This window comes from Devosia sp. J20-27, assembly GCF_055808595.1.
This window is the reverse complement of the sequence record NZ_CM147875.1, coordinates 3,074,694-3,093,271: the sequence shown is the minus strand read 5'-3', so window position 1 is coordinate 3,093,271 and position 18,578 is coordinate 3,074,694. Positions and strand designations below refer to the sequence as shown.

General features: G+C 63.0%; 17 protein-coding genes. 11 read left to right on the top strand and 6 right to left on the bottom strand.

The genetic code is table 11. From position 1 onward, the window contains the following. Positions 1-121: 121 nt before the first annotated feature. Together AC0L4C_RS15275 and AC0L4C_RS15270 are read right to left on the bottom strand one after the other, a co-directional pair. Positions 122-1,309, bottom strand: a complete 1,188-nt coding sequence (locus AC0L4C_RS15275; RefSeq protein WP_473400545.1) for a M23 family metallopeptidase — start codon at positions 1,307-1,309, stop codon at positions 122-124. 88 nt (positions 1,310-1,397) lie between these two features. Then, a complete protein-coding gene (locus AC0L4C_RS15270; RefSeq protein WP_473400544.1) occupies positions 1,398-1,871 on the bottom strand; it encodes a peroxiredoxin in 474 nt (157 codons plus the stop codon). Between the two features lie 238 nt (positions 1,872-2,109). Between AC0L4C_RS15270 and AC0L4C_RS15265 the strand changes: the two genes are divergently transcribed. Further along, the gene (locus AC0L4C_RS15265) at positions 2,110-5,499 is read left to right on the top strand and encodes a hypothetical protein (RefSeq protein WP_473400543.1); all 3,390 of its coding nucleotides are present in this window, start codon (positions 2,110-2,112) and stop codon (positions 5,497-5,499) included. A gap of 76 nt (positions 5,500-5,575) precedes the next feature. Continuing rightward, entirely contained in the window at positions 5,576-6,025 is a 450-nt protein-coding gene (locus AC0L4C_RS15260) for a universal stress protein (RefSeq protein ID WP_473400542.1), read from the top strand. 14 nt (positions 6,026-6,039) lie between these two features. On the opposite strand, the gene tyrS is transcribed toward AC0L4C_RS15260, so the two are convergent. Together tyrS and AC0L4C_RS15250 are read right to left on the bottom strand one after the other, a co-directional pair. After that, positions 6,040-7,290, bottom strand: a complete 1,251-nt coding sequence (gene tyrS / locus AC0L4C_RS15255; RefSeq protein ID WP_473400541.1) for a tyrosine--tRNA ligase — start codon at positions 7,288-7,290, stop codon at positions 6,040-6,042. A gap of 24 nt (positions 7,291-7,314) precedes the next feature. Next, the gene (locus AC0L4C_RS15250) at positions 7,315-7,977 is read right to left on the bottom strand and encodes an alpha/beta hydrolase (RefSeq protein ID WP_473400540.1); all 663 of its coding nucleotides are present in this window, start codon (positions 7,975-7,977) and stop codon (positions 7,315-7,317) included. A 285-nt stretch (positions 7,978-8,262) separates the two neighbouring features. On the opposite strand from AC0L4C_RS15250, the gene AC0L4C_RS15245 reads away from it, so the two are divergent. From AC0L4C_RS15245 to AC0L4C_RS15205, 9 genes are all read left to right on the top strand, one after another. After that, entirely contained in the window at positions 8,263-9,417 is a 1,155-nt protein-coding gene (locus AC0L4C_RS15245) for a cysteine desulfurase family protein (RefSeq protein WP_473400539.1), read from the top strand. 10 nt (positions 9,418-9,427) lie between these two features. Further along, the gene (sufB, locus tag AC0L4C_RS15240) at positions 9,428-10,927 is read left to right on the top strand and encodes a Fe-S cluster assembly protein SufB (RefSeq protein ID WP_473400538.1); all 1,500 of its coding nucleotides are present in this window, start codon (positions 9,428-9,430) and stop codon (positions 10,925-10,927) included. Next, a complete protein-coding gene (locus AC0L4C_RS15235; RefSeq protein ID WP_473400537.1) occupies positions 10,927-11,223 on the top strand; it encodes a hypothetical protein in 297 nt (98 codons plus the stop codon). Before sufB ends, AC0L4C_RS15235 begins: the two co-directional genes overlap by 1 nt. Next, positions 11,220-11,528 carry a cupin domain-containing protein gene (locus AC0L4C_RS15230; protein WP_473400535.1) on the top strand — a complete coding sequence of 103 codons (309 nt, stop codon included), beginning with the start codon at positions 11,220-11,222 and terminating at the stop codon, positions 11,526-11,528. The genes AC0L4C_RS15235 and AC0L4C_RS15230 overlap by 4 nt, the downstream gene beginning before the upstream one ends. 165 nt (positions 11,529-11,693) lie before the next feature. Further along, a complete protein-coding gene (gene sufC, locus AC0L4C_RS15225) occupies positions 11,694-12,443 on the top strand; it encodes a Fe-S cluster assembly ATPase SufC (protein WP_473403530.1) in 750 nt (249 codons plus the stop codon). A gap of 11 nt (positions 12,444-12,454) precedes the next feature. Beyond that, on the top strand, positions 12,455-13,654 hold the full coding sequence (sufD, locus tag AC0L4C_RS15220) for a Fe-S cluster assembly protein SufD (RefSeq protein WP_473400534.1): 1,200 nt from the start codon (positions 12,455-12,457) through the stop codon (positions 13,652-13,654). Further along, the gene (locus AC0L4C_RS15215) at positions 13,651-14,871 is read left to right on the top strand and encodes a cysteine desulfurase (RefSeq protein ID WP_473400532.1); all 1,221 of its coding nucleotides are present in this window, start codon (positions 13,651-13,653) and stop codon (positions 14,869-14,871) included. The genes sufD and AC0L4C_RS15215 overlap by 4 nt, the downstream gene beginning before the upstream one ends. Continuing rightward, complete coding sequence (locus AC0L4C_RS15210) at positions 14,868-15,272, top strand: SUF system Fe-S cluster assembly protein (protein ID WP_473400530.1); 405 nt, start codon at positions 14,868-14,870, stop codon at positions 15,270-15,272. Before AC0L4C_RS15215 ends, AC0L4C_RS15210 begins: the two co-directional genes overlap by 4 nt. A 66-nt stretch (positions 15,273-15,338) precedes the next feature. After that, positions 15,339-15,719 carry a HesB/IscA family protein gene (locus AC0L4C_RS15205; RefSeq protein WP_473400529.1) on the top strand — a complete coding sequence of 127 codons (381 nt, stop codon included), beginning with the start codon at positions 15,339-15,341 and terminating at the stop codon, positions 15,717-15,719. A gap of 42 nt (positions 15,720-15,761) precedes the next feature. Here AC0L4C_RS15205 and AC0L4C_RS15200 read toward each other — a convergent pair whose 3' ends face one another. Beyond that, positions 15,762-16,763, bottom strand: coding sequence for a GGDEF domain-containing protein (locus tag AC0L4C_RS15200; protein WP_473400528.1), 1,002 nt, complete (start codon positions 16,761-16,763; stop codon positions 15,762-15,764). Positions 16,764-16,962: 199 nt separating this feature from the next. Beyond that, positions 16,963-18,432, bottom strand: coding sequence for a DEAD/DEAH box helicase (locus AC0L4C_RS15195; protein WP_473400526.1), 1,470 nt, complete (start codon positions 18,430-18,432; stop codon positions 16,963-16,965). Positions 18,433-18,578 lie beyond the last annotated feature (146 nt).

The window sequence follows — 18,578 nt, the reverse complement described above, 5'->3', positions numbered from 1 at the left end:
GAAACCCTAAACCCGGCAATTCCGAAAGGCTAGAATAGGCGTAAGGTTTTATTAATGCGCATGGCTGATTTGCAGAAATCGTTGCACGGTTGCCAGCCGGCCTGTTGACGTGCGCCCGCCCTCAGGCAGGACCGACCCCGAGAAAGCGCTGCAAACGCTTGCCGGCGGCCAGATATTTTGCCGGATCGACGGGCGAGTCCTTGCGCCGCACTTCAAAATGCAGGTGCGGGCCAGTCGAGCGCCCGGTGGAGCCGACCTTGGCGATGGGCGACCCGGTGTTGACCGTCTGCCCCTCCTTGACGAGGAACGCCGACAGATGGCCATAGCGGGTGACCAGACCCGCGCTGTGGGTCACCTCGACAAGGTTGCCGTAGCCCGATTTCTGGCCGACGAAGGTGACCTTGCCGAAGCCGGCACTCAGCACCGTCGTGCCGGTGGGGGCGGGGAAGTCCATCCCGGCGTGGAATGCCTTGCCGCGTGTGAAGGGGTCGGAGCGGCTGCCAAAGCGGGAACTGACCCGCAAGATGGAGCCCAGTGGCTTGTGGATCGGCGCCAGGTCGATGGCGCCTCGCGCCGCCTTGAACCGGGCCAGCGCTTCGTAGACCGCATTGGCATCATCGACCAAGCTCTCGGTCGCCGGCGCATCTGCTTCCGGAATGTAGGGACCGCCGACGCCGTCTGCGGTGCCCTCGGGCATTTTCGGCCGGATGCCGATGCCCTGCAGCTCGGTAACGATTTCCTCGGTCGAGGTTGAGGCTTCCTGCGAAATGGCGGCCAGCGCCAGCCGGCTCTCGTCCATCATCGACCTGACCGAACTTGCGACTGCCGCAATGCCGTCAGCCTTGCCGATGCCGGCCATGCTGGTCTGCAACGGCGCGTCATCGTCAACACCGGCGGGCGCCAGGTCAGCGGTCTGGATGCCGAGGGCAGCGGCCTTTTCGGCCAGCTGCTTTACATACTGATGCTGTTCAAGCAGCACTTCCTGCTGCTGCGTCAGTTCCTGCAGCTGCAGATTGATGTCGCCGGCCTGCGCATACTGTCGCGACTGCAGCCTGTCGACCTCGACGCGCAGCTGCGAGATGCGGTCTTCATACGCGCTGTAGACGATTTCGTTCTGGCCGTTGAGCAACCGCGCGATGTCGGGTGCCATCAGGAATCCCACAAGGGTCAGGGCGTTGGTGGCGAACAGCGCAGTGAAGATGCTGTAGAACAGTCCGTGCGATATCCCGCCGGTACGGGGGCTGGGCTTGCGCGGCGGTCGGCCGAAGACGGTGGCTGGTGTCGCTGCAGACTCGGATTTGTGACGCACGACCGATACTCCCGGAACGCAACTTGGTACTGGGAATGATCATGGTCAGTTAAGGTTAATAAACGCGAAAAGAAGCGTTTACAGGGGCTTAACTGACGAGGTCGCGGAGTGCTTCAAGCACTTTTGCTGCGTGTCCGCGGATGCGGGTGGCCTTGAAGACGCCCGCGATCCGGCCATCCGGGCCGATCAGGAAGGTGGTCCGTACCAGCCCCATATATTCGACGCCCCAGAGCTTCTTGAGTTGCCACAGTCCGTAGGCCTCGACCGCCTCGTGGGCGGGATCGGCGAGCAGCGGGGCGGCCAGCTTGAACTTGTCGCGGAACTTGCAGTGGCTCTCGAAGCTGTCAGGCGAGATGCCGACCACGACGGCTCCAAGCGCCTGGAAATCGGGAAGCAGGGCGCTGAATTCCTGGCTTTCGAGCGTGCACCCCTCGGTGTCGTCCTGTGGATAGAAGTAGAGGACAACCGGCCTGCCGCGCTGCGCCGAGAGGCTGAAGATCGTGCCGTCATCGGCCTGCAACGAAAAGTCCGGGGCGGGCTGTCCTGAGGTCAATTTCGTCATGTCGCGTTCCCTGAGCGGTTGAGCACTGTCATAAACCCCTAGCGCGGGGGGCTGTCTGTGCCATATTCCAGCCGGTATCGTGGGTGAACAAGCCCATGCACCGGTTTGATTCTAAAGTAGGGCGCGCAACCGGATTGCCTCAAGTCGGAAAGCAGTGAAACCAACACCCCTTCCAGGAGCAGTTCGCCCACGATCCCCCCTGCGTATCGCCACGCGCGTGTCCGCATGGCTTTTTGGCGTGCCGCTAGTGCTGTTGGTGGTGACCTATCTGGTGCTGCTGGTCACGCCCATTCCATTGCCCTTTGTCGGCCAGCAGATCCGAAATTTCATCTCCGGCTCGTTGCCTGCCGGTGCCGACATCGAACTGGGCGACATGGCGCTGGCGCTCGAAGGCTACGCCTTTCCGGTCATCCAGTTCACACCGGTGACCTATACCGACGCCAAGTCAGGCGCCAAGGTCCGCATGGAGGCGCTCGAAGTCGGCTTCTCGCCGGTACGGGCCTTCATCGGCCAGCCGGGCGCGACCATCACCATCGTCGGGCCGCACATCCAGGTGAACCAGGATATCTTTGGCCCGCGCCTCGCCAGTTTCGATGTCGTCCCCGATCCCAATGGCGGCCGCCCGACGGTCCGCATCCTGGAAGGCGAGGACGCCTTTCCGCAGGTGTCGTTCCAGTCCGACGGCGTCGAGCTCAAGGGCGACATTCCGGACTCGGCCATGCGGATCCGGTCGGACAACGACTGGCTGATCTATAATCTCGAAGGCGCCGGCAACGGCCTTGCCAGCATTGTCGAGCAGGCCAAGCTCGGGCGCTTCTCGCGGCTGATCATCCGCAAGGGCACGCTGGACATGAACGACGCCCTCTATGGGCTGTTCAGGACGTTCAACGACATTACCTTCGACGTGACGCCAAGCCCGGACGGCAAGGTGGCATCGGGACTGTTCAGTGCCGACTTCGGCGGCACGGTGATGAACGGCATTCTCGAGCGGGTCGAAGACGATACCGGTACCGCGCGGCTCAAGGCCTCGGTGACCAACCTCGACCTCGCCTCCTTCATGCCGTTCATCAATGATGCCGAAGGCATGGGGGGGATCGTCGGCGCCAGCGCACTGTCGATCGATGTCGCCTTCGATGCCCAGACCGGCAAGATCCGGGACGGACTGTTCCAGATCGACATGACCGGCACCGACCTGCGGATCGAGAACGACTATTTTCCGCTCGCCACCAGCATCATGAACATCCACTGGGACCCCTACAAGGGTCAGTTCACCATGGATGATTCCCAGATCACCGTGGGCAACAGCACCGGCTGGATCAAGGGTGTGTTTCTCCTCGGCATGGACCCGGCCTATGGTCCGACCGTCGCCATGTCGATGTCAGGGCGCGATGTCTATATTGCGGCCGAGAACGGCCTGCCCGCCGAGCCGTTCAGCGACATTTCCTTCCACGGCTGGTCCGCGCCGCTCTATGGCGCTACCGGCATCGACCAATTCGTCGCCAAGAAGACGGACGGGTCCGAACTGGCCTCCAAGGGCCGCATCGACATGCTGCGTCGCGGCATGGGCTTTGACCTGACGGTCGCCGGCGACGGCGTCTCGGCCGATGACCTGAAGCGGCTGTGGCCCTATTTTATCGCGGCCGACACCCGCGACTGGTTCGTCAAGAACGTGCTCGACGGCCGCATCACCAAGTCGTCGATGCACTATGATTTCCCGGTCGGGACCCTCTCCACCAAGGGCGAGGACAAGCCGATCCCCAAGAACGGCATGTCGATCGACATCACCGGCGTCGGCGTCAAGGTGAGGCCGACCGACACCATGGCGCCGATCACCATCGATGGTGAGACCAAGCTGATTGTCCGCGATAACAATGTCACGATTTCGGGGGACGGGGGCACGGTGATGACCTCGGGCGGTCCCATTGCCGTGGCCAACGCGGCCATGGTGATGAGCAGCGAGAACACCGAGCGGCTGATCGAGATTTCGGGCGATGTGTCCGGTGCCATTCCCGCCCTGATTGCCCTCGCCAAGGATCAGCAGCCCGAGGCCCTCGCGGACAGCAAGCTGCCCATCGATATCGAGGCACTGGGGGGCGATCTGACGCTGTCGCTGGTCTCGACCATCGTGCTCGACAAGGCGGGCAAGACCAAGCAGATGGACTACGCCATCAATGGCGTGGTGCAGGACTTCGGCTCGACCGCGCCGCTCGACAACCACACCATCGCCAATGGTCAATTGTCATTCGTGGCGTCGCAGGCGGGATTCAAGGTGCAGGGGCAGGCCGAGGTCGATGGCCTGCCGGCCAATGTGGTGATCGAGGGCGAGATCGGCGAGAGTGCGCCGCCTCCCACCATGACGCTCGGCTCGACCCTGGCCGCAGCCGACTTCAAGAAGATGGGCTTTGACGTTTCCGAGTTCATCGACGGGCAGGTCACCTTTGCGGCGCGCCCGATGGCCGACGGGTCGATCCAGATGGACGTCGACCTCAAGGAAGCCGCGGTCACCATCAAGGACCTGGCGCTGACCAAGGCCAAGGGCGTCCCCGGCGTGCTGCGCGCCTCCGTCAAGCAGACCGGTACGCTCACCGAACTCACGCAGGTCGACGTCGCGTTCGGTGACGTCAAGCTGCTCGGCAGCATCGCTTTCGATACCAAGAAGGGCCTGGAATCGGCAGAGTTCAGCCGTTTTGCGCTGTCCAAGGGGGATCAGGCACAACTGAGCCTGAAGCCGGTCAATGACGGCTTCGCGGTGACGCTGCGCGGCGAGCAACTCGACCTCAAGCCGATGCTGCAGCGCTTCTTCAGCCTGGGCGAAGGCTCGACGGGCGGCCCGCAGGCGACCTCCTTCAACCAGACCATCATCGTCGATGCCAAGCTCGACCGGGCACTCGGCTTCTACAAGACCACGGCGTTCAATGTCGATCTGGGGCTGTCGCTCAAGGGCAGCGACCTGCGCAACGTGTCGCTGGCGACGCAGTTCAACAATGGCTCCAGCATCTCGGTGACGACCAACCAGACGCCCGAAGGCAAGACCATGTCGGTGGCCTTCAACGACATGGGTACCGTGCTGCGCATGATGAACATCTACCCCAATGTCGAGGGCGGCGAAGGCACGCTGGTACTGCAGACCGTGGATGACCAGAAGGCCGATTTCGGCACGTTCACGCTCAAACGCTTTGCCATCGTCGACGAAGCCAATATCGCGCAGATCCTCAACAATGATCAGCAGTCCCGCGCCCTGATCTCGCGGCAGAACAAGCTCTCGTTCGGCAGCGGCGAGGTGGAGTTCGTCCGCCGCAAGGACCGGGTCGAGATCAAGGACGCGGTGCTGGCCGGCGACAGTGTTGGCGGCACGGCGCGCGGCTTCATCTATACCGACAGCCGCCAGTACGACATCACCGGCACCTATGTGCCGCTGTTCGGGCTCAACAGCGTGTTCCAGAAGCTGCCGATCTTCGGGCCCTTGCTGGGCGGCCGGGACGGCGAGGGACTGTTCGGCATTACCTTTGCCATCCGCGGGCCGCTCGACAAACCCGACTTCAAGGTCAATCCAGTGTCCGCGCTGGTGCCCGGCGCCTTCCGACGCATGTTCGAATACCGCGCCAAGGAAATTCCGCGTGTCGAGTAGCCGGCTTGACCAAGGTCAAGGCCGAGCGGTTGTCGCCGGTGTTAGCTGCACCCACATAAGGCTCTGGAGGTGACACATGTATGCTCAGATAGTTATTGCGATTGACGGGTCCGAGCTGGCCGATCGTGCCCTCGATCAGGGCCTGAAGCTGGCCAAGGCGCTTGGCAGCCAGGTGACGGTGGTCACCGTCAGCGAACCGGCGGCGATGATCGGTGGCACCTATGGTGCGTTTGGCGGCACCGGCTTTGATCCGATCCCCGAACTCATCGATGCCCAGAAAAAGCTCGCCGAATCCGTGCTCGAAAAGGGTGTCGCAGCGGCCAAGGCGCAGGGGATCGAGGCCAAGACCATGGTGGTCGAAAACAGCTTCCCGGCCGAAGGCATCATCGCCACCGCCGACAAGGTCAATGCCGAACTCATCGTCATGGGATCGCACGGCCGCAGGGGCCTGGGCCGGCTGCTGCTCGGCAGCCAGACCAGCAACGTGCTGGCCAACAGCAAGATCCCGGTACTCGTGACCCGCTGATCGGGAAGCCGGTCTCAGACCGGCTTCAACAGCGCGTGCTTCTTCTTGCCGACCGAGAGCTTCACCACGCCTTCGGGCTGCAGCTGCGCGGCGCCGATGGTGGCGCGCTCGTCGCTGACCGGCTCGTCATTGAGCCGCACGGCGCCGGACTGAATGTGCCGGCGGGCCTCGCCGTTCGACGTGGCGAGGCCGGCGGCCACCAGAGCTGCCTGCAGTCCGATGCCGGCATCAAGCTCGGCCTTGGCAATGTCGGCTGTTGGCAGCGACAGATCCAGTGATCCCGATTCGAAGGTCGCTGCGGCGGTGGCTGCGGCCTGTTCGGCGGCGTCGCGGCCATGCACGATCGCGGTGACCTCGGTGGCGAGGATCTTCTTGGCTTCGTTGAGTTCAACGCCGCCCAAAGCCCCCAGCCGCGCGACTTCGTCGAGGGGCAGGCGGGTGAAGATCTTGAGCCATTTCTCGACGTCAGCGTCTTCGGTGTTGCGGAAATACTGCCAGAACTCATAGGGCGAGAAGAGGTCGCCGTTGAGCCAGACAGCGCCTGAGGCCGACTTGCCCATCTTTTCGCCGGATGCCTTGGTCAGCAGCGGGGTGGTCAGGGCATAGAGCTGCGGGCCGCCCATGCGGTGGCTGAGGTCGACGCCGCTGATGATGTTGCCCCACTGGTCGGAGCCGCCCATCTGCAGCACCGTGCCGTAGCGCCGGTTGAGCTCGACGAAGTCGTAGCCCTGCATGATCATGTAGTTGAACTCAAGGAAACTCAGCGACTGCTCACGATCCAGCCGGCTTTTCACCGACTCGAACGACAGCATGCGGTTGACCGAGAAGTGACGGCCGACATCGCGCAGGAATTCGATGTAGTTGAGCTTCAGCAACCAGTCGGCATTATTGACCATTATGGCAGGATTGCTGCCGCCATAGTTCAGGATGTTGCCGTAGACCCTCTTGATGCCCTCGATATTGGCAGCGATTTTCTCAACGGTGAGCAATTGGCGCTGGTCGTCGCGGAAGGACGGATCGCCAACCATCGAGGTGCCGCCGCCCATCAGGCTGATCGCCTGGTGACCGGTTTCCTGCAGCCAATACAACATCGTAACGGAGATGAGATTGCCGATATGGATGCTCGTCGCCGTCGCGTCGTAGCCGACATAGCCCGAAATCGGGCCCTTCACTGCCAGTGCATCGAGCCCCTCAGGGTCGGATACCTGATGAATGAAGCCCCGCTGATCGAGGACATTGAGGAAGTCGGATCTGAATTTGGCCATGTCTATGAACGCATTCTGAACAGGTTACCGGCCCTTGCCGGCGGCAATCTCGGCACGACGGCGATCGAGATATTCCGAACAGGCCGCGATCAGCTCCTCGGTCTTGTTTTCATAGAAGTGGTTGGCGCCTTCCACGATCTGCTGCTCGATGGTGATGCCCTTCTGGGTCTTGAGCTTGTCCACCAGCTTCTGCACCGACTGCGGCGGCGCCACGCGGTCCTTGTCGCCATGAATGATCAGGCCCGAGGAGGGGCAGGGGGCAAGGAACGAGAAATCGTAGAGGTTCTCGGGCGGCGATACCGAGATGAAGCCTTCGACTTCCGGGCGGCGCATCAGCAGCTGCATGCCGATCCAGGCGCCGAACGAGAAACCGGCGATCCAGCAGCCGCGCGATTCGCGGTTGAGGGTCTGCAGCCAGTCGAGCGCGGCGGCCGCGTCGGACAGTTCGCCAATACCGTGATCGAACATGCCCTGGCTGCGACCGACGCCGCGAGAGTTGAACCGCAGCACCGAAAAACCGCGCTGCGCGAACATGTAGAACAGGTGATAGACGATCTGATTGTTCATCGTGCCCCCGAATTCGGGGTGCGGATGCAGGACGATGGCGATCGGTGCGTTGGGGTCCTTGCCCTGCTGGTAACGGCCCTCTAGGCGGCCCTCGGGGCCGTTGAAGATCACTTCTGGCATAACTGTTTCCTTGCCCATTCGCGCAGGTCAGCCCCGCGCGGATGGCCGGTCTCCCGGCTTGACGAATGGTCCGCTGCTACCTAAAACAGAGGTCGAAATACCAGTTTAGAATAATTCGAAACTGGGTTTCCGCCACGCACTGCCGGAGTTTCCGGCCGCACGGCGGCTATGGTGAGCGCTCCTTTTAGAGAAAGTGAGCGCCCGATTTCAAGAAGTGTTTCGGGCCGTTGCGACCGCCACCCGCGTCGCGTCCCGCATTTGGTACTGGCGAAGGCAACAGGTTCGATGACGCAACCGGCGATCTATCTCGACCATAATGCCTCCGCGCCGCTGTTGCCGGAGGCGCGGACGGCACTGCTGTCGGCCCTCGAACTGACGGGCAATCCGTCCTCCGTGCATGGCCATGGCCGGGCTCTCCGCAATCTGGTGGAGACGGCGCGCGGGCAGGTTGCCAAGGTCGCGGGCGCCGAGCGGAGCCAGGTGGTGTTCACCGGCTCGGCGACCGAAGCGATTACCCAGGCCATTGTCGGTGGCACCAAGGCCTTTGGCATCGACGCCATCCTCGTGTCGGCGGGAGAACATGCCGCCGTGCTCAAGGCGGCCGAGGCGACCGGCCTGCCGCTCAGGAGCGTGCCGCTCGATGCCGATGGCGTGATTGCGGTCGACGAGATCGCCGCGGCCATCAAGGCATCGGATTCGGTGGGGATGAAGCTCCTCGTCTGCGTGCACCTGGTGAACAACGAAACCGGCGTGATCCAGCCGATCGATCGCATCGAGACGCTGGTCGGGGCCAGCCCGCACTATCTTTTTGTCGATGCCGTGCAGGGCTTTGGCAAGATCGGTCTCGAATTTTCGTCACGGGCACCCGATATGATGGCCGTGAGCGGGCACAAGATCGGCGCTCCGGCCGGCATCGGCGCGTTGCTGATGAAGGGCCATGCCGACCAGGTGCGGCTCATTCCCGGCGGCGGACAGGAAACCGGCCGTCGTGGCGGGACGGAATCGGCGGCGCTGATTGCGGCCTTCGGCGCCGCGGCCAGCGTGTTTCCGGCCCGGTTTTATGACGCCAATGTCAGCGAGCTGGTGCGGGTCGCGGAAGACGGCATGCGGCTGATCGCGCCGAACCTCGTGGTGTTCGGCGAGGCGGCAGACCGGATCGGCAATGTGAGCAATTTTGCCGTTCCGGGACTGAAGAGTTCGGTGGCGATGATGGGACTCGATCTGATCGGCCTGTCGGTGTCATCGGGATCGGCCTGTTCCTCGGGCAAGGTGGGGCCAAGCCATGTGCTGGCCGCCATGGATGTTGCCCCCGAGCTGAGTGAATGCGCGATGCGCGTGAGTTTTGGATGGAATTCGACGCTTTCGGACGTCGAGGCCTATCTCAAGGGTTTTGGTGAGGTCCTTGGCCGGCATGCGAGCCGCCAGGGCCGAGCAGCATAGGAAGACGATCATGGCAGATTACGATATCCCGACTCTCAAGGAAGAGATCGAGAAAGAGACCGTCGATCAGGTCCTGGCGCTCGACGTCGACAAGTACAAGTACGGCTTCGAATCCGTGTTCGAGAGCGACAAGGCTCCCAAGGGCCTGAACGAGGATACCGTTCGCTTCATCTCGGCCAAGAAGGAAGAGCCCGAGTGGATGCTGGAGTGGCGGCTGGAAGCCTATCGCCGCTGGCTGACCATGACCGAGCCGACCTGGGCCAAGGTGCACTACCCTAAGATCGACTTCCAGGACATGTACTACTACTCGGCGCCCAAGGGGTCGAACCGTCCCAAGAGCCTCGACGAGGTCGATCCGGCTCTGCTCGAAATGTACGAGAAGCTGGGCGTGCCGCTCAAGGAGCGCGAACTGCTGGCCGGCGTCGAACAGCCCAAGGTGGCGATTGACGCCGTCATCGACTCCGTCTCGGTGGCGACGACGTTCCGCGAAGAGCTCAACAAGATGGGCATCATCTTCTGCTCGATCTCGGAGGCGATCCGCGAGTACCCCGATCTGGTCAAGCAGTATATCGGCACGGTCGTGCCGATCTCGGACAACTACTACGCCACGCTCAATTCCGCCGTCTTCACCGACGGGTCGTTCTGCTACATCCCCAAGGGCGTCCGCTGCCCGATGGAGCTCTCGACCTATTTCCGCATCAACGAGGCCAAGACCGGCCAGTTCGAGCGCACGTTGCTGATCGCCGATGAAGGCTCCTATGTGAGCTATCTGGAAGGCTGCACCGCACCCGCACGGGCCGAGCATCAGCTGCACGCCGCCGTGGTCGAGCTGGTGGCCATGAAGGATGCGGAGATCAAGTACTCCACGGTCCAGAACTGGTTCCCCGGCGACAAGGACGGCAAGGGCGGCGTCTACAACTTCGTCACCAAGCGCGGCGACTGCCGCGGCGACCGCTCCAAGATCTCGTGGACCCAGGTGGAAACCGGCTCGGCCATCACCTGGAAGTACCCGTCCTGCATCCTGCGCGGCGACAATTCGTCGGGCGAGTTCTACTCGATCGCCATTTCCAATGGCTATCAGCAGGTCGACAGCGGCACCAAGATGATCCACCTGGGCAAGAATACCACCAGCCGGATCATCTCCAAGGGCATCGCTGCCGGGTTCTCCGACAATACCTATCGCGGCCAGGTCTCGGCCCATGCCAAGGCCAAGGGCGCCCGCAACTTCACCCAGTGCGACAGCCTGCTGATCGGCGACAAGTGCGGGGCGCACACCGTGCCCTATATCGAGAGCCGCAATGCCTCGGCAGTGTTCGAGCACGAGGCGACGACGTCCAAGATTTCGGACGACCAGATGTTCTATTGCCAGCAGCGCGGCCTCTCCGAAGAGGAAGCGGTGGCGCTGATCGTCAACGGCTTCGTTCGTGATGTGCTGCAGCACCTGCCGATGGAGTTCATGGTCGAGACGCAGAAGCTGATCTCGATCTCGCTCGAGGGGAGCGTCGGCTGATGAACAGGTTCTGGTTCGCCAGGATATTCCCGGTCGATCAGGTCCGGAACAACCGCATGGCGCCGGTCTCCAGCGAAGGCTGGGCCATTGTCACGGTGTTCGTCGGCTGTCTCGTGGCGGCCGCCGTCGGCCTGTTCTCGATCTCCTTTGCCTATCGCGAGCCCGGAATCGGCGCTGCCGTCTTTGCCGGCTTTGCGATCTCCGGATCGGCCGTGCTGGTCGCGGCGGTCATGCTGCGTGGCGACAAGCACCACACCATCGAAGACTACAAGCAGGGCAGGGTGCGCCAGCCATGAGCAAGCCGGTCATCAACATCGCCGATCTGGAGATGAAGGAAACCAGCCACGGCACGCGGTTCGCCTGCCAGGCCGGCCGCATTGGCGGCAGGGTGGGCATGCGCGACCTGGGTGCGCAATTCATCGTTGTGCCGCCGGGCAAGTCGGGCTTTCCGTTTCATGCCCATCGCAACAACGAGGAGATGTTCATCATCCTCGAAGGCCAGGCCGACTACCGCCTTGGCGACCAGACCTTTGCGGTCGGTGCCGGCGACGTGCACCGGCGATACCGACCTGCGGTATTTCGCAATTTCGACCCGGAATGATCCGGACATCCTTGAATACCCCGACAGCGGCAAGTTCATGGTCGCGTCGGGCATACCCGCCGGAGGCGGGATGATGGGCGCACAATTCGTCCTGCGCGGGCGCGACAAACCGCTGCTCGACTACTGGGACGGCGAAGATACCGGAGAGACTGAATGACCACCCCGATGCTTGAAATCCGCAACCTGCACGCCCGTATCGAGGAGCGTGAAATCCTCCGGGGGGTGAACCTCGTGGTGCCGCGTGGCGAGGTTCACGCTGTCATGGGCCGCAACGGCTCGGGCAAGTCGACGCTGAGCTATGTGCTGGCCGGCAAGGAAGACTACGAGGTCACCGAGGGCGAAGTGCTGCTCGACGGCGTCAATATCCTCGAGATGGACCCCAGCGAGCGCGCCAGCGCCGGGCTGTTCCTCGCCTTCCAGTACCCGATCGAGATCCCGGGCGTCGCCACTATGACGTTCCTCAAATCGGCACTCAATGCGCAGCGCAAGGCGCGCGGCGAGGGCGAATTGTCGACGCCGGACTTCATGCGCGCCGTCAAGGAGGCCGGCAAGGCGCTCAATGTCGACAGCGATATGCTCAAGCGGGCGCTCAATGTCGGCTTCTCGGGTGGCGAGAAGAAGCGGGCCGAAATCCTGCAGATGGCGCTGCTCAAGCCGAAGATGTGCGTGCTCGACGAGACCGATTCCGGCCTCGATATCGACGCGCTCAAGATCGTCTCGGAAGGCGTCAATTCGCTGCGCGACGGCGAGCGCTCGATGCTGGTCATCACGCACTATCAGCGGCTGCTGAACTACATCGTTCCCGACGTGGTGCACGTGTTCTCGGCCGGGCGCATCGTCGAAAGTGGCGACAAGAGCCTGGCGCTCGAGCTGGAAGCCAAGGGCTATGCCGGTTTCGACGAGCAGGCGGCGTAAGGATTATTGGTATGAATGTCCCCGTCCGGCTCGGACCGGCTGAACTCAAGCTGATCGAACAACTTACCGCGCGTCAGGCGACCGGCGAGGGCGAGCGCCTGGCCGCCATCGGCCTGCCGACACGGCGCGTCGAGAGCTATCACTACACCGATCTCAAGATGCTGCTGCGCAGCATTCCCGATCTGGCCGCGCCGGCCGAGGGCACCTCGCCACCGGCCATGCGTGTCCCCGGCGCCTACCAGCTGATGATCGCCAATGGCGTGCCGCAGGCCAGCAGCACGGCCCCGGCCGGCGTCATTGTCGGCACGGCCGACGGCGGCGTGCTCAGCCAGCGCGACGACGTCATGGTGCGGCTCAACACGGCACTGGTCAGCAAGGCGTTACGCATCGATCTCGACGGCTCCGTCGATCCGGTGATCCAGATCGACCGGCGCACCGAAGGTCCGGCCGCGCATGCGCCCAGCGCCGCCAAGATCTATGTCGGCGACAACGCCTCGGCGGTGATCCTCGAAACCTATTCGGGCAGCGACGAAGCGCACGTGACCAACCACGCCACCTATCTGGCGCTCGGCAAGAATGCCGTGGTGACCCACATCACCGTCGACCTGAGCTCGAACAAGGCGAGCCATTTCGCCTCCAATGAATATGTGATCGCCGAAGGCGCGCAACTGCGCACGCTGGTGATCCATGCCGGTGCCGGGCTGTCGCGCACGCAGCTTTTCCCGAAATATGCCGGCAGTGGCGCGCATGCCGACATTACCGGGCTCAACCTGGTGAGTGACGGGCAGCATGCCGACATCACCATGGATGCCAGCCACGCCGTGCCGCACACGACCTCCAAGCCGCTGTTCAAGTCGATCGCCCGCGGGCGTTCCAAGGCCGTGGTACAGGGCCGTCTGGTGGTGGCGCGCGATGCGCAGAAGACCGACGCCAAGCTGATGGCACAGGGCCTGATGCTGTCGGACGAAGCCGAAATCCTCTGCAAGCCCGAACTCGAGATCTATGCCGACGACGTGGTCTGCGGCCATGGCTCGACCTGCGGCCAGCTCGACGAGGATTCGCTGTTCTATCTGATGAGCCGCGGCGTGCCCAAGGCCGATGCCGAGACCATGCTGATCCGGGCATTCCTCGCCGAACTGATCGATCCGATTGAGGACGATGAGCTCAACGAGGCACTGACCGGTGTCATCGAAGGCTGGCTGGGTGCATGAGCCTGGATCTGGCAAAAGTCCGGGCCGACTTCCCGATCCTCGCGGAAAAGATCCACGGGAACCGGCTGGTGTATCTCGATAGCGGCGCGTCGGCCCAGAAGCCGGCGGCCGTTCTCGACCGCATGGACTACGCCCATCGGCACGAATACGCCAACGTCCACCGGGGCCTGCATACGCTCGCCAACCGCGCCACCGAGGCCTATGAGGGCGGGCGCGAGAAGGTGCGGCAGTTCTTGAACGCCGCGCGTGCCGAGGAGATCATCTTCACCCGCTCGGCCACCGAGGCGATCAATCTGGTGGCCTCCAGTTTCGCCGGTCCGCGGATCGGCGAGGGCGACGAGATCGTCCTCACCATAATGGAGCACCACTCCAACATCGTGCCGTGGCATTTCCACCGCGAGCGCAAGGGTGCGGTGCTCAAGTGGGTCGATGTGCGGGACGATGGCAGCTTCGATCTCGATGCCTTCGAGAAGGCGCTGGGGCCGAAGACGCGGATGGTGGCGGTCACTCACATGTCGAACGTGCTGGGCACGGTGACGCCGCTCAAGCAGATCATCGAGATGGCCCATGCCCGGAATATTCCGGTGCTGGTCGACGGCAGCCAGGGCGCCGTGCACGAGAAGGTCGACGTGCAGGACCTCGACGCCGACTTCTACATCTTCACCGGTCACAAGCTCTACGGCCCAACCGGTATCGGCGTTCTGTACGGCAAGTACGAGTTGCTGGCCGAAATGCAGCCCTATCAGGGCGGCGGCGAGATGATCGATACCGTCAGCATGGATGCCGTCACCTATAACGAGCCGCCGCACCGCTTCGAGGCGGGGACGCCGCCGATCGTGCAGGCCATCGGGCTGGGCGCCGCCATCGACTATGTCGAGGCCGTCGGCCGCGACGCGATGATGGCGCACGAAGCCGAGACGACCGCCTATGGCATAGAAAAGCTGAGCCGCATCAATTCATTGCGACTGATCGGCACAGCGCCGGGCAAGGGTGGTATCTTCTCGTTCGAGATCACGGGCGCCCACGCCCATGACGTGTCGACGATCCTGGATCGTTATGGCATCGCCGTGCGGGCCGGCACCCATTGTGCCATGCCGCTGCTCAAGCGATTCGGGGTTACCTCCACCTGCCGCGCCTCCCTGGGCCTGTACAGCGGCAAGGATGACATTGATGCCCTGGTTGAGGGGATCGAGAAGGCAAGGACGTTCTTTTCATGAGCGACAACACAGTTCCAGAAATCGCCCCGGCACCAGCACTGCCCGAGCCGTCCCGTATCACCCCCACGCATACCGGCGCTCTGCCGGAGAACGAGGTCGAGCGGATCACCACCGACCTGATCGCGGCGCTCAAGACCGTCTATGATCCGGAAATCCCGGTCGACATCTACGAGCTGGGGCTGATCTACAAGGTCGATCTCGACGATGACCGCAACCTTGTCATCGACATGACCCTGACAGCGCCGGGCTGCCCGGTCGCCGGCGAGATGCCGGGCTGGGTCGAGAACGCCGCCCGTTCGGTCGAAGGCATCCAGGATGTCACGGTCAACATGGTCTACGATCCGCCCTGGGACGCCAGCCGCATGTCGGAAGAGGCACAGGTGGCGCTGAACTGGTGGTAATCCGGGCCACGATGGCCTATATATCGCCTTTCGACGATGAAGACTCCGAACCGATAGAGTGACGAGATGGCCCTCAAGATCATGACCCTGACCGATGCCGCCATCGCGCGCATCAACGAGATCATCGAGGATAGCGACAAGCCGGTGACCGGCGTGCGTGTCGGCGTCAAAAACGCCGGCTGCGCGGGCATGGCCTACACGCTGTCCTATATCGATGCGCCGGTCGCCGGTGACGATCACCTCGAGCAGGGCGGCGTCCATGTCTATGTCGAGCCCAAGGCAACGCTCTTCCTGCTCGGCACGGTGATGGATTTTGAGGAAACCGACCTCAAGGCCGCCTTCACCTTCAAGAATCCCAACCAGACCGGCGAGTGTGGCTGCGGCGAAAGCGTGCAGCTCAAGCCAGCCGACCTCAAGGCCCTGGCCGACGCGCGCGCCAGCGCCTGAATATCTTCAGTCTTTTCGGGAAAACCTGCCTGACCGGTCCGGTCAGGCGGCGACGATCTCGTCGTCCTTGATTTCGGTCTCGTCGATGACGCGGTTGCGGCCGGCATGCTTGGCGGCATAGAGGCAGCGGTCGGCGCGTTCGATCAGCGTCGAGGGCGTATCGCCGGGCCGGAAAGTCGCCACGCCCAGCGACGCGGTGATGCGTCCCAGCTTTTCATTGGTCGAGCGCTTCAGCAATTCCTTGGCCTGGATCGCCTTCCGCACGTTCTCGGCGACGATGACGGCACCGGCACGGTCGGTCGAGGGCAGAATGGCCGCGAACTCTTCGCCGCCATAGCGGGCCGCGGTGTCCTTGCCCTTGATGTTGCTCTTCAGCGTCATGGCGACGAGCCGCAACACCTGATCACCGGTCTGGTGGCCCCAGGTGTCGTTGAAACGCTTGAAATGATCGATATCGAGCAGGATCAGCGAGGTGGGGATATTGCCGCTGCGGGCGTCGGCAACGGCGTGTAGCAGGTCCTCGTCAAAGGCCTTGCGATTGCAGATCTTGGTCAGCGGGTCGAGCGAGGCCTCGCGCCGGACATCGTCGAGGTCGCGCTGCAGCGCCGAGATGTCGTCCCGTGACGCCTGCAGCTTCTGTTCCAGCTGGTGGTTGGCATCCTGCATCCGCCGCGTTTCCGTCAGCAGGCGTCGGGCCATGACCTTGAGCACGTGCGGATCGGTCTCGGTATCAAGGTCGCCGCTGGCCGCCTGCAGGGCGCCGGAATAGGCGTTTGCCGTGGTCATCGCCGTGTCGATGGCTTCGTGCACGGCGTCGATGCGTGTCGACATGCGCTCGGACACGCTCGAGATGCGCTCGTTCACATCCTGCGATTTCAGGAATTCGTCGTAGATGCGCTCCGCCAGGTCGACCGTCGGGTCGCCCTCGCGGAAGATGGCGTTGATCCGCGTGTTGAGCTGCGGATTGACGCCAGTGGCATAGGTGTAGAGCAATTCATAGAATTGCGGGTAGGGAGGAATGGTGGCGCGCTTCAACAGGTCCATTGCCGAGTTGGCGTAACCTAACGCACGTTTGAATTCTTGATCCTGCACTGTTCCCCCGCGCGTCCACTCGCGTTTTCATTGGGAGCACTTTTGGCTCTGGATAATTAACACCCAGTAAAATCCGCAGTACAGGCAGCGCTTTAGGCGTCGATTTATGATCACGTTCTTACGCCGCGAGGCGTATTAACGTAATCATATGTCAGACAACTCGCGTGGGGCGCAACAGGAAGGCCGGTATCGGGCCATCCGAGCCAAACGGCGAGTCGCTCTGCGACTCGGGACGCGACTCGGTCTTGCGCGGCCGGCGTTCGGACTTCGGTGCAGACTCGTTGCGGGGCGCGTTCCGCTCGGCCGGTGCCTTTGGAGCAACCGGCGCCTTGGCAGCAGCCGGCGCGTCGGCCTCGACCGCCGCAGGCGCAGCCTCTACCGGCTTTTCCGTGCGGCGACCGCGGGTGCGGCGACTGCGTGAACGTTCCTCGCGCGGCGCATCGCTCTGTCTCCGCTCTTCGGCGGGGTCAAAGGACGGAGCGGACGTGGTGGTATCGACATTCATCTTGGGGATGTCGCGCTGGATCAACTTGGTGATCGCGTCGATATATTTGCCGTCCGAGGTCGTCGCCAGGGTGATGGCGGTGCCCGAACGACCGGCCCGACCGGTGCGGCCGATGCGGTGCACATAGTCTTCGGCATGGGTGGGCACGTCGAAGTTGAACACGTGGCTCACTGCCGGAATATCGAGACCGCGTGCGGCAACGTCGCTGGCGATCAGCAGGGTCAGCCGATCCGACTTGAAGGCGTCCAGTGTCTCGGTGCGGCTCTTCTGGTCCATGTCGCCATGCAGGCCACCCGCCGAAAAGCCGTGGCGCTGCAGCGACCGAGCGAGCGTCGCGACGTCGCGCTTGCGGTTGCAGAAGATGATCGCGTTCTTGAGCTTGTCCTCGCCGCGGATGAGCTGGCGCAGGATGGCGCGCTTTTCATCGGGCTTGTTCGACACGCGAACCTGCTTCTGGTCGATGGTCTCGGCGGTCGAGTTCTGCCGCGCGACCTCGACCTTAATCGGATCGCGCAGGAAGCGGCTGGTGAGGCGCTGGATCTCGGGCGGCATGGTGGCCGAGAAGAACAGGGTCTGGCGGCGGGCCGGCAACAGCGAGCAGATGCGCTCGATGTCGGGAATAAAGCCCATGTCGAGCATGCGGTCGGCTTCGTCGATCACCAGGATGTCGACGCCGGTCAGGAGGATGCGGCCGCGCTCGAACTGGTCGAGCATGCGGCCCGGCGTGGCGATCAGCACATCGGCGCCACGATCGAGAATCCGGTTCTGGTCCTCGAACGACACGCCACCAATGAGCAGCGCCACGTTCAGCCTGTGGTTCTTGCCGTATTTCTCGAAGTTCTCGTGCACCTGCGCGGCGAGTTCGCGCGTCGGTTCGAGAATGAGCGTGCGGGGCATGCGAGCCCGGGCGCGGCCGCTTTCGAGCAACGTCAGCATGGGGAGTACGAACGACGCGGTCTTGCCGGTGCCCGTCTGTGCGATCCCGATAATATCTTTCTTTTCAAGAACATGCGGGATCGCCTGCGCTTGAATGTCGGTGGGCTTGGTATAACCGGCTGCCGCGACCGCTTCGGTCACCTTGGCGCTCAGTCCGAGCCCGGAAAAGTCATCTGCCAAAACGTATGGTCCAACTCAAGTATCAGGAGGAGGTCGACAGGCATCTACTTGAGGAAGGTGCGGGTCGACACGTGGTCGGTAACATTCGCGCGGCGAACCGCGCGCTTACGCAACAAAGTTCTGCGCAGCGACTCCGGTGCCGCCTC

Bases quoted from the DNA above. Each gene is read 5' to 3' on its own strand.
- AC0L4C_RS15270 (WP_473400544.1), bottom strand. From the start codon at position 1,871: ATGACGAAATTGACCTCAGGACAGCCCGCCCCGGACTTTTCGTTGCAG.
- AC0L4C_RS15260 (WP_473400542.1), top strand. From the start codon at position 5,576: ATGTATGCTCAGATAGTTATTGCGATTGACGGGTCCGAGCTGGCCGAT.
- tyrS (WP_473400541.1), bottom strand. From the start codon at position 7,290: ATGGCCAAATTCAGATCCGACTTCCTCAATGTCCTCGATCAGCGGGGC.
- AC0L4C_RS15250 (WP_473400540.1), bottom strand. From the start codon at position 7,977: ATGCCAGAAGTGATCTTCAACGGCCCCGAGGGCCGCCTAGAGGGCCGT.
- AC0L4C_RS15245 (WP_473400539.1), top strand. From the start codon at position 8,263: ATGACGCAACCGGCGATCTATCTCGACCATAATGCCTCCGCGCCGCTG.
- sufB (WP_473400538.1), top strand. From the start codon at position 9,428: ATGGCAGATTACGATATCCCGACTCTCAAGGAAGAGATCGAGAAAGAG.
- AC0L4C_RS15235 (WP_473400537.1), top strand. From the start codon at position 10,927: ATGAACAGGTTCTGGTTCGCCAGGATATTCCCGGTCGATCAGGTCCGG.
- AC0L4C_RS15230 (WP_473400535.1), top strand. From the start codon at position 11,220: ATGAGCAAGCCGGTCATCAACATCGCCGATCTGGAGATGAAGGAAACC.
- sufC (WP_473403530.1), top strand. From the start codon at position 11,694: ATGCTTGAAATCCGCAACCTGCACGCCCGTATCGAGGAGCGTGAAATC.
- sufD (WP_473400534.1), top strand. From the start codon at position 12,455: ATGAATGTCCCCGTCCGGCTCGGACCGGCTGAACTCAAGCTGATCGAA.
- AC0L4C_RS15215 (WP_473400532.1), top strand. From the start codon at position 13,651: ATGAGCCTGGATCTGGCAAAAGTCCGGGCCGACTTCCCGATCCTCGCG.
- AC0L4C_RS15210 (WP_473400530.1), top strand. From the start codon at position 14,868: ATGAGCGACAACACAGTTCCAGAAATCGCCCCGGCACCAGCACTGCCC.
- AC0L4C_RS15205 (WP_473400529.1), top strand. From the start codon at position 15,339: ATGGCCCTCAAGATCATGACCCTGACCGATGCCGCCATCGCGCGCATC.
- AC0L4C_RS15200 (WP_473400528.1), bottom strand. From the start codon at position 16,763: ATGGACCTGTTGAAGCGCGCCACCATTCCTCCCTACCCGCAATTCTAT.